This is a genomic window from Streptomyces sp. NEAU-W12 (assembly GCF_026242095.1).
Taxonomy (GTDB): Bacteria; Actinomycetota; Actinomycetes; order Streptomycetales; family Streptomycetaceae; genus Streptomyces.
In genome coordinates this window covers 19,135-29,577 of record NZ_JAPJDM010000043.1, presented here as the reverse complement: position 1 = coordinate 29,577, position 10,443 = coordinate 19,135, and the positions used below count along the sequence as shown (strand labels likewise).

The 10,443-nt window shown below is 74.4% G+C and carries 8 protein-coding genes and 1 pseudogene; 2 read left to right on the top strand and 7 right to left on the bottom strand.

What is annotated here, in order from left to right:
* The 3 genes and pseudogenes from ORI94_RS33570 to ORI94_RS33560 all read right to left on the bottom strand — a co-directional run.
* A pseudogene (locus ORI94_RS33570) lies at positions 1 to 244 on the bottom strand (LytR family transcriptional regulator); the annotation flags it as partial.
* Positions 245 to 517: 273 nt separating this feature from the next.
* On the bottom strand, positions 518 to 1,807 hold the full coding sequence (locus ORI94_RS33565) for an LCP family protein (protein WP_266082636.1): 1,290 nt from the start codon (positions 1,805 to 1,807) through the stop codon (positions 518 to 520).
* 260 nt (positions 1,808 to 2,067) lie between these two features.
* Positions 2,068 to 2,823, bottom strand: a complete 756-nt coding sequence (locus tag ORI94_RS33560) for a TIGR03089 family protein (protein WP_266082634.1) — start codon at positions 2,821 to 2,823, stop codon at positions 2,068 to 2,070.
* A gap of 129 nt (positions 2,824 to 2,952) precedes the next feature.
* On the opposite strand from ORI94_RS33560, the gene ORI94_RS33555 reads away from it, so the two are divergent.
* Entirely contained in the window at positions 2,953 to 4,464 is a 1,512-nt protein-coding gene (locus ORI94_RS33555; RefSeq protein WP_266082632.1) for a peptidoglycan recognition protein, read from the top strand.
* 132 nt (positions 4,465 to 4,596) lie between these two features.
* Complete coding sequence (locus ORI94_RS33550) at positions 4,597 to 5,679, top strand: NDP-sugar synthase (RefSeq protein WP_266082630.1); 1,083 nt, start codon at positions 4,597 to 4,599, stop codon at positions 5,677 to 5,679.
* Between the two features lie 64 nt (positions 5,680 to 5,743).
* On the opposite strand, the gene ORI94_RS33545 is transcribed toward ORI94_RS33550, so the two are convergent.
* From ORI94_RS33545 to ORI94_RS33530, 4 genes are all read right to left on the bottom strand, one after another.
* The gene (locus tag ORI94_RS33545; RefSeq protein WP_416237946.1) at positions 5,744 to 6,778 is read right to left on the bottom strand and encodes a DNA-3-methyladenine glycosylase family protein; all 1,035 of its coding nucleotides are present in this window, start codon (positions 6,776 to 6,778) and stop codon (positions 5,744 to 5,746) included.
* 97 nt (positions 6,779 to 6,875) lie between these two features.
* The gene (locus ORI94_RS33540; protein WP_266082628.1) at positions 6,876 to 8,225 is read right to left on the bottom strand and encodes a coenzyme F420-0:L-glutamate ligase; all 1,350 of its coding nucleotides are present in this window, start codon (positions 8,223 to 8,225) and stop codon (positions 6,876 to 6,878) included.
* Complete coding sequence (locus ORI94_RS33535) at positions 8,222 to 9,280, bottom strand: 2-phospho-L-lactate transferase (RefSeq protein ID WP_266082626.1); 1,059 nt, start codon at positions 9,278 to 9,280, stop codon at positions 8,222 to 8,224. Before ORI94_RS33535 ends, ORI94_RS33540 begins: the two co-directional genes overlap by 4 nt.
* 54 nt (positions 9,281 to 9,334) lie before the next feature.
* Positions 9,335 to 9,910, bottom strand: coding sequence for a cysteine dioxygenase (locus ORI94_RS33530; RefSeq protein WP_266082624.1), 576 nt, complete (start codon positions 9,908 to 9,910; stop codon positions 9,335 to 9,337).
* Positions 9,911 to 10,443 lie beyond the last annotated feature (533 nt).

Below are 10,443 nucleotides of genomic sequence, written 5' to 3'. Positions count from 1 at the left end.
TCGGCCCGGGGCCGGACGCCCTGCGGCCGGCGGGCCGCTCCGCCGCGCGCCCGGGGGCGTCGCCGCGGCCGCGCGGCGCGCCCGCGCCGGAGGCCTTGCCGGCGCCCGCGCCGCCACCCGGGCCCCCGCCGGAGGAGCGCGGTCTGCGAGGGGAGGGGACCGGTTGCTGCGGTGCGGAACTACTCAGTCGCAGTTCGTAATCGCCGGTGTCCGGGTTGAGCACCCACTGGTCTGCGGGGTCCATGTCGCTGCCCCGCCCACGGCCTTGCGCGTCCACGGTCGTTTGAATCCTCCGTCGGTGCCACGCGGCGCCTTTCCCCTCCCAGGCGCTCGGTCGGTCCTCAGTGCGCGCATGGAGAGTCGAATCCTGGGAAAGTATGCACCGGGAGCGCACACACTAACGGCACGGAACGGCCTCCGGCGATGCCGGTGGCGCATTCCACATCCTCACAACTGGGCAATTCGTGCATATCTCTTGACATGGCTTCACAGCCCGGGAGTCACCTGGGAGCCGGTTTTACGTACAGGCGTCCTCGGCGGCCGTGTTCCCGGAGAACGTCGGCGCGGGAGAGGCCGCTTCGGCCACTTCCTCCGGCTGCCCCCCGGATTCCTTCCGGGTGACCTTTGCGTCACCCTCCGTGTTTTCGCCGTCCGGATTTCCGGACGGTGCGCCGGACCCGGATCCGGCGCCGGTGGCGCTGCCTTGGCCCTGTGCGACCGTGACCGGCGCGTCCCTGCGCAACCGCTCGAACAGGTCCTCCGCCGCGGGTTGTGAAAGCTGGTCCCGATTGGGGTCGTTCGTGTACGGCTCCCGGGGGACGGTGAGGAACCGCACGCGTTCCGCGGGGATGTCGCGCAGTCCGCGGGCGAGTTCGTACAAACCCCGCAGACTGGCCAGCCCCGGGTCGGTCGTCAGTGCCGAAGTGGCCGCGTCCAGCACGGGATACAGCTTGGCCGGATTGAGCAGAACGTCATTGCCGCTCGCCTTGTTGACGAGCGCCCCGAGGAACCGCTGCTGACGCTCCATACGGTGCGTGTCGCTTCCGTCACCGAGGGACTTGCGGGCGCGGACATAACCGAGGGCCTGTTCCCCGTTCAGCGTCACCCGACCCGCGGGCAGCTTCAGTTTGGCCGCCTTGTCGTCAATGGGTTCACGCAGGCACACCTCGACGCCGTCGACCGCCTCGACCATCTTCTTGAACCCCTGGAAGTCCACGACGACGTGATGGTCCACGCGAATGCCGGTGAGTTTCTCCACGGTACGGATCGCACAGGCGGAACCGCCCCATTCGAAGGCCTGGTTGAACATCGCGAACACGGGCTCGGTGCGGCCGCCGCCCCGGCGCAGACAGCCCGGCACGTCCACCATCAGGTCCCGGGGCAGGGACACCGCGGTGGCGCTGCCCCGGCCCGCCGGCAGGTGCAGCAGGATCGCGGTGTCGGACCGCTCCGTCCCCGGGTCCCGGCCGTAGCGGGCGTTCTCCTCCCCGGAGCGCGAGTCCGAGCCGATCAGCAGGATGTTCCGGGCCTCCCTGACCAGTGCCGTCGGCCGCTCCTCCTCGAACCGCGCCAGCTCGGCCGCGGCCGCCTCGTCCGGCGTGATGTTCCCGTCGAGCTTCACGTACACCGCCCACCCGGCTCCGGCCGCCACGACGAACAGGGCCGCGACACCGAGCCCGGCGCCCCGCATCCACCGCCGCCGTCTGTGCCGCCGCAACCCCGCCCCGCTCGCCGAGGCTCCCGCCCCCGGCCCGGGGGCGCCCCCGCCCGCCGGGTCCGCGGGGGACGCGCCTGCGGTGTCACTCATGACCGGTCCACCCCCTCACGGCGTACGGGACGGCTTGCGGCGGCACGCGGAACCGCGGGCCGGCGTACGGGCGTACGGACGTACGGGCGTCGGGGAGTGGCGTGCCGCTGGTACGACGATGACCCGGATGCGCGGCGGGGGCGGGCGCTGCGCATCCGAACGGGGGAAGGGGCGGGGCGGACGGGGGACGGCCCGGCGGGGCCGGTTTGAGCGACCGGTCCGGGCCGGGGGTGCGGCTGGGTGCGAGGGCGGGGCGGCCGTCAGCGGGTGATGACGGTGACCCGCTCGCTCTCGACCCGCTTGTCCAGGGCGTCGCCCCCGAGCCGGTCCAGGTTCCGGCACAGCACCACCGAACCGCCGGTCGCCAGCGGTCCGTACAGGCCCGCGCGGAGACCCTCCCAGGTGTCGTACGGCAGCCCCGACAGGATGCGCGAGGCCGGTCCGGTCAGCCCGAGGTCCGTGGCCTCCGCACGGGCCCGCTGCACCACCTCGGCCCCGGTGAACTCCCGGCCCGCCACGATCAGCGCCGGTGCCTCGGGGTCGACCGGCGCGTACGGCGCGAACCGGTCGCCCTGCCCCGGGACCTCCACGGCGTAGTCGGCGAAGCCCTCCGGAGGCTGCGGGAACCGGCCGCCGAGCGGCCTGAGGGCCAGCGCGACCCGTGCGCCCGAGCAGGCCCGCGCGGTCTCCAGCGCGTCCGGCCCGCTCACCACCACATCGGCCGCCGCCGGGTCGCCGGACACGTCCGCGACCACGCCCACCGACGCGCACGCCAGCAGCCACACGGCGGTCTGCCAGTGCGCGGGCAGCAGCAGCGCCACGCGGTCACCGGGCTCGGAGGCCAGTTCGTCCTGCAGCAGGTTCGCGGTCTTGGCCACCCAATTGGCGAAGGTGGCCACGGACAATTCGACGCGTTCGCCCGTGGCGTCGTCGTAGAAGGTCACCAGGGGGCGTCCCGGGTCCGCGGCGAGGGCGGAACCCAGCAGGTCGGCGGGGGTGCGGTCGGTGGCGTTCACCCGCGCAAGCGTACGCGGACACGGCGGCGCGCACCGGGTGCCCGGGGCACCGGTTCGGCGGAACGGGCCCCGACAGCCCGTCAATTCCCCGATGGACAGATTTGTGTGACCATGTCCAAGCTCAGGGGCATGCGTAGACCTTTCGCTTCCTCCATCGGTGTCACCTGCGCGGCCGCACTCGCCCTGCCCCTCGCCCCGTCCGCCGTCGCAGCGGACGCGGGACCGGGCCGGACGGCGCCGGCGGCCACCCGCGCAGCGGTGACGACCGGGGCCGGCACCCCCGGCAGCACCCAGTCGCTGCCCCTGCGGCCCCTCGGCCCCGACCGCGCCTCCGACGCCGCCGTGTTCGGCCTCGCCCCGCGGTCCGTGCGGCACTTCTCCCTCGTCGGCGTCATCTGGGACGACCCCGGCACCGAACTCCACGGCCGGGTCCAGGTCCGCGTCCGCGCGGCGGACACCGGCGCCTGGTCCGGCTGGCAGGACGTCGAGACCCACAACGCCGACCACGCGGCCGACCCCGGGACCGCGGAACGCGCCTCGGGCCGGGTCCGCGGCGCCACCGCGCCGCTGTGGGTGGGCGAGTCGAACGGCGTGGAGATCCGGGTCCGGGCGGAGACCGGACCGGACGCGGAGCCGGAGGCCGGTTCCGGGCCCACCGGCTCCACTGCCGGGGAAGGGGCCGGGGAAGGCTCCGAGGAGTCCGCCCCGCTGCTGCCGTCCGGGATGCGCCTCGAACTCGTCGACCCGGGGGAGGCCGCCCCGCCCGGGGGCAGCCCTGCCGAAAGCTCCGGAGAGAGTTCGGAGGAGGGCTCCGGGGAGGACGCCGGCCGGAACCCCGTCGACGGCTCCACGGGCCCCGCGGCGGATGCTCCCCGAACCGGTGTGATGAGCGCCGGGGCGGCCGCCGCCTCGGCCGCCAACGCCCCGCTCGTGCCCCTGGGGGCCACCGGGATCCCGGCGCTGACCCGGGCGGAGACCGAGGAGGAGTACCACGTCCTGCGCGGCACCGAGACGGCCGGACAGCGGGCGAACCCGCACATCGGCCCGCGGCCCGGCATCGTCACACGCAGCGGGTGGGGTGCGGACGAGAGCCTGCGGGAGAAGGAGTTCGTGTACACCGACAAGGTGGGCGCGGCCTTCGTGCACCACAGCGCCTCCGGCAACACCTACACGTGCGCGGAGGCTCCTTCCGTCATCCGCGGCATCTACCGCTACCACACGGGGAGCATGGGATGGCGGGACATCGGTTACAACTTCCTCGTCGACAAGTGCGGGAAGATCTACGAGGGGCGGGCCGGGGGAGTGGCCAACCCGGTCCTGGGCGCGCACACTCTGGGATTCAACAGCGGCACCATGGGCGTGGCGGTTCTCGGCACCTTCGACACCACGGGCCCGCCGACCGCCGCGGTGACGGGCGTCGCCCAGCTCACCGCGTGGAAGCTCGGACTGCACGACGCGGATCCGAGCGCGAAGACATACCTGACGTCCGACGGTGGCAATCTCTACGCAAAAGGCACGAAGGTACGACTGAACGTGATCTCCGGTCACCGGGACGGGTTCAACACCGTGTGCCCCGGGGGGAAGCTCTACGACCGGCTCGGCACCGTCCGCTCCGCGGCGGCCGGTTACCAGGGCCGCTGAGAGCGGCGGACCGCCGGGTCCGCGTCCCCTCCCGCCGGAGGCACCGCCGTAGAAACCGCCGTGCGACGGTCTGCATACACTGGCCGGCCGAAAGACAGTTCGGCCGGTCCCGGCAGGAAGCAGAGACGACAGGTGACAGAAGCGATCCTCCTGGTCGGCGGCAAGGGCACACGGTTGCGCCCGCTCACGGTGCACACACCGAAGCCCATGGTCCGGGCGGCCGGAGTGCCCTTCCTCACGCACCAGCTGGCGAGAGCGAGAGCGGCGGGCGTCGAGCACATCGTCCTGGCCACGTCCTATCTGGCCGAGGTCTTCGAACCGTACTTCGGCGACGGGGCGTCGCTGGGCCTGCACATCGAGTACGTGACGGAGGAGGAGCCGCTCGGCACCGGCGGCGCCATCCGCAACGTCGCCTCCCGGCTGCACTCCGGCCCCGACGAACCGGTGCTGATCTTCAACGGCGACATCCTCACGGGCCTGGACATCCGGGCGCTGGTGCACACCCACGAGGTGACGGGCGCCGACGTCTCGCTGCACCTGACGAGGGTGACGGACCCGAGGGCGTACGGCCTGGTCCCCACCGACGGCACGGGCCGCGTCCTGGCGTTCCTGGAGAAACCGCAGACACCCGAGGAGATCGTCACCGACCAGATCAACGCGGGGGCGTACGTCTTCCGCCGCTCGGTCATCGACACGATCCCCACGGGCCGGCCGGTGTCGGTGGAGCGGGAGACGTTCCCGGGGCTGCTGGCGGCCGGAGCCCATCTCCAGGGCCTGGTCGACTCCACGTACTGGCTGGACCTCGGCACCCCGGCGGCCTTCGTCCGGGGCTCCGCGGACCTGGTACTGGGCCGCGCCCCGTCCCCGGCGGTCCCGGGGCGCTGCGGCGACCGGCTGGTCCTGCCGACGGCGAGGGTGGCACCGGACGCCAAGCTGGCGGGCGGGACCGTGGTGGGCGAGGGCGCGTTCGTGGCGGAGGGCGCGCGCGTCTTCGGCAGCACGATCCTGCCGGGCGCGGTCATCGAACCCGGTGCGGTCGTCACCGACTCACTGATCGGCACGCGTGCGCGGGTGGGGGAGCGGTCGGTCCTCACCGGGACGGTGATAGGCGACGGCGCGGTCGTCGGCGCCCGCAACGAACTCCGGGACGGGGTCAGGGTCTGGTGCGACGCGCGGATCCCGGCGGGGTCGGTGCGCTTCTCCTCGGACGAGTAGCCGAGGCGTCGGCGGGGGACACGGGGACCGGACAGGGGGAGCGGACGGCTGAGCGGCCCGGGCCTCACAGCCGCCCGATGTCCCAGCGCGGCATCTTCGGTGCCCGCCGTGCCGGCGTCCGTCCGCTCAGCAGGATCAGCCGCGCCGCCCGGTGCCGCTGACCGGCGTACGGCTCCAGCAGTTCCAGCATCGCCGCGTCGTCCGCGTCCCGGTTCCCGGCCAGCGCCCACCCCACGATGCCCGGCAGGTGCAGGTCCCCCGTGGTCACCTCGTCCGGCGCGCCGTGACTGCGCTGCACCGTCTCCGCCGACGTCCACGGCCCGATGCCCGGCACCAGTTCCAGTCGTGCCCGCGCCGCCGCCGGAGCCATCCCGGCCGCCTCCTCCAGCCGCGCCGCGGCCCGCACCGCCCGCAGCACCGTGGACGCCCGCTTGTCGTCGACACCGGCCCGGTGCCACTCCCAGGAGGGGATCAGCGCCCAGGTCCGGGGCGACGGCATCACCGCCATCCGCTCGGGCGCGGGCCCGGGGGCCGGCTCCCCGTAGGTGCGGACCAGCAGCCGCCACGCCCGGTACGCCTCACCGGTGGTGACCTTCTGCTCCAGGACCGACGGGATCAACGACTCCAGCACCAGTCCGGTCCGGGCCAGCCGCAGCCCCGGCCTGCGGTGCCGGGTGAGCGCCAGCAGTTTGTGCCGGGGGACGAACGCGGCCGGGTCGTCGGCGGCGCCGAGCAAATCGGGCAGCCGGTCCAGGAACCATCCGGCCCCCGGTCCCCACGCCTCGCCCCGTACCTCGCCGCCGTGCCGCGTCACCCGCAGTGTGCCCGGCCCGGCGGGTGTCAGGCTCGTCCGCCACACGGAGCCGTCCGGCAGCGTGCGCAGCGTCGGGTCCGCGGACCCGCGCCGCAGCGGCCCGAGGACCAGCCCGAGGTCCAGCGGGCCGTCCGGCACCCACGTCCGGACCGAGGGCGGGCCGGCCGGGACCGGTGCCTGCCGCGGCACCCCCGCCGGCTCGCCGCCCCGCCCGTCCCGCACGGTCGTACGAGCGGGGCGGGGGGCAGGCCGGGGGGTGGGCCGGGGAGCGAAACGTCCTGCCACGGAGGGCTCCCGGGGGTAGGGGCGGAGGGGCGGAGGGCTGCGGAGGCAGGGGAAGGCGGGTGCCTACGAGGGTAGGCGCCCCGCCTTCCCGCCCGGTTCACCGGACGGCGATGAACGCGCCCGCGTCCCGTTCCGGCCGCGGCCGGGGCTCCCCGGCGGGGTGGCCCACCGCCACCGCGCCCATCGGGTCCCAGCCCGTCGGCAGGTCCAGGACCTCGCGGACCACGTCCCGGCAGAACATCGTCGACGACACCCAGGCCGAGCCCAGCCGCTCACCGGCCAGGGCGACCAGGAAGTTCTGCACGCCGGCACCCGTCGCGACCACGAACATCTCCCGCTCCGCGCCGTCCCGCCGCGCGTCCCCGTAGGTGTGCGAGCCCTCCATGACCAGGCAGGGCACGACCAGGCAGGGCGCGTCGCGCAGGACGTCGCCGCGGCGGACCCGCCTGGCGACGGACTCCTCCGACCTGCCGTCCCGGCGCAGGTCCGCGATCCAGGCGTCCCGCATCGCGTCCAGCAGCCGGGTCCGGGACTCCTGCGACTCCAGCAGGACGAACCGCCACGGGGTGGTGTGGTGCGGGGCCGGAGCCGTCACGGCAGCGGCCACCGCGCGGCGCACCGCCCCCGGGTCGACCGGCTCGTCGGTGAAGGCCCGTACCGTGCGGCGCTGGGTCACCGCCTGCCGTACCGCCTCCGACGTACCGAGCCGGAACATGTCGTCGCGGGAGTCGCGGACCATGGCCCGCGCACCCCCGCCGTGCTCGCCGTCGGCCGTCACCAGGGCGGACAGACCGCGTACGACGGCCACCGGCAGGCCCGCGGCCTTGCCCTTGACCAGGTCGCCCGCCGCGGCGAGCTCGTCGGCGGCGGCGACCACGGTGGCGCCCAGCGGATTGCCGTACGCGTCCGTCCCGCCGCGCAGGTCGTCCAGGACGTGGACGCCCGCGGCGCCGATCGCCACGTCCGTCAGCCCCGCCCGCCAGGGGCGTCCGAAGGTGTCGGTGACCAGCACGCCGACCGTGACCCCGAGGGCGTCCCGCAGGCCCTCGCGGATCGCCCGCGCGGACGCGTCCGGATCCTCGGGGAGCAACAGCACCGTGCCGGCGGGCGTGTTGGAGGCGTCGACCCCGGCCGCGGCCATGACGAGGCCCTGCCGGTTCTCGACGATGCGCAGCGGACCGCGCCGGGCCACCACCCGTACCGTCTCCGCGTCGATCGCGGCCTCCCGGTCGGCTGCCTCCCGCACCCGGCCCTCCGCCTTGGAGACGATCTTGGAGGTGACGAGCAGCACGTCCCCGTCGGCCAGCCCCGGCTCCGCGGCCGCGATCAGCTTCGCGAGGTCGTCCCCCTGCCGGACCTCGGGCAGCCCCGCGACGGCCCACACCCGGTAACCGCCGGACGCCGCGCCACCCGCGGGTACCTCGTCGTGCGTACGTGCGCCGTTCACACCGCACGCACCTCCTCCGCCAGGGCGAGCGCCTCCCGGGCCATCCGCGCGGTGGCGTCGATGCCGGTCATCATCAGGGGCACGGCCCGGCAGCGGATGCCCGCCTCCTCGACGTGCTCCACCGCGGCGGCGTCGACCGTGTCGACCAGCCAGCCGTCCAGCAGGCCCGAGCCGTAGTGCTCGGCCACCGCCCGCGCCGTGGATTCGACGCCGACCGCCGCGAGCACCTTGTCGGCCATGCCGCGTACGGGCGCGCCGCCGACGATCGGCGACAGGCCGACCACCGGCACGCCCGCCTCGGCGATCGCCTCCCGGAGGCCGGGGACGGAGAGGATCGTGCCGATGGAGACGACCGGGTTGGACGGCGGGAAGAGGATCACGTCGGCCGCGGCGATCGCCTCCAGCACTCCCGGCGCCGGCTTCGCCTGCTCCGCGCCGACCGGCACGACCGCCTCGGCCGGGACCGACGCCCGCAGCCGCACCCAGTACTCCTGGAAGTGGATCGCCCTGCGCGTACCGGAACCCGACGCGGAGCCCGCCGCGGAACCCGGTGCGGAATCCGGCGGGTTCTCCCCGGCCCCGGACCCCGCCGACGGCCCCGCTGCCGGGTCGCCGTCGGGCAGGGTGACGGCGACATGCGTCTCCACGCGGTCGTCGGTCATCGGGATCAGCCGGACGCCCGGCTGCCAGCGCTCGCAGAGAGCCTGGGTCACCGCGCTCAGCGGATAGCCGGCGGCGAGCATCTGCGTCCGCACGATGTGCGTGGCGAAGTCCCGGTCGCCGAGCCCGAACCACCCCGGGCCGACGCCGTACGCCGCCAGTTCCTCCTTGAGCCGGAAGCTCTCGTCGGCCCGCCCCCAGCCCCGCTCCTCGTCGATGCCGCCGCCGAGGGTGTACATCACCGTGTCGAGGTCCGGGCAGACCTTCAGCCCGAAGAGGTGGATGTCGTCCCCGGTGTTTCCGATGACCGTGATGTCCGCGTCCGGCACGGCCCGCTTCAGACCGCGCAGGAAACGGGCACCGCCGATGCCGCCTGCCAGAACCACAATGCGCATGGGAAACAGTCTGTCAGCCGCCGGGCGGGACGCGGCACCGTGCCGGCCGGTCCGTCACACCGGCGGCCGGGCGGGGGCGGGCCGGGTGGCCGGCGTCCGGGGTTCCGTCCGCGTCCCGTGGTGCGGGGCGGCCGGGTGCATCGGCATCTCGGTCAGGCCCGGGTAGTACACGTGCAGGCTGACCGCCGGTTCCAGTGCGTCATTGACGACCTCGTGCGTGTGGCCCGGCGCGAAGACCCGCTCCGTGCCCGGCGTCAGTGTGCGCGTGCCGCGTTCGGTGCGCTCGGTGAGGGAGCCCTGCAGGACGGTCAGGACGCCGGAGGAGCGGCCGTGGTCGTGCGGCCCGCTGCCCTGTCCGGGCACCCAGGACAGCAGCCACACCTCGTAGCCGACGGGGGTCTCCCCCGCGCGAGCGGGGCCGGGAGTCCGGGGCACGGCGCGCAGCCGGTGGTACCAGCGGCTGCTCGCGTCGTAGCGCACCAGGTGCTCCCACCCGGACCGGTCGGCGGCGAGCGAGCGGGCCAGGCCGACGAACTCGGCGACGGTCGCCGGGTGCTCGCGCGGGGTCTGCAGGAGGTGCGGTACTTCGAGGATGTCGCCGGCGATCTGGAGGTCACTGTCGCTGTTCATGGATGCGGTGGTTCCTCGGAGGAGAAGCGGTCGGGAAGCGCTGGGGAAGCACTCGGGAGACGGAGGGTGCGGCCGTCGGGCGGGGCCGTGCGGAGAACCGGCCCGGCACGGACGACGTGCCGCGTGGGTCCGGGTCACGGACGGCGGCGGAGGGTGCCCTGGTGGGAGCGGGGGGAACAGCGGTCGGGCCGAGGGTGACCCGAAGGGCCGGAGCGCGTGGGGCTCAACAACCGCAACAGCGACAGCTACGGCGAGCGCGGGCAGCACCGAGGGACCCGGCGGAGCGGGTCGAGGCGAGTGCCAGGTTCGCGAGCATGCCCACAAGGACAGCGGCTCGGACCTCCGGTGTCAACTCGATGCCCGGATCGTGGGACACGGTTCACCTCATCAGGTCCACCTGCGAGGCGAAAGGTTTGCTCACGTGGTTCCGGGGACACAAGGGCACACGGCCGGGGCGCAAGTGCCGCTGCGGCCCTGTGATCCGAATGTGATCCGGGTCGCTGTGGCGTCAGCGGGTCAACGGGGTCGATCGC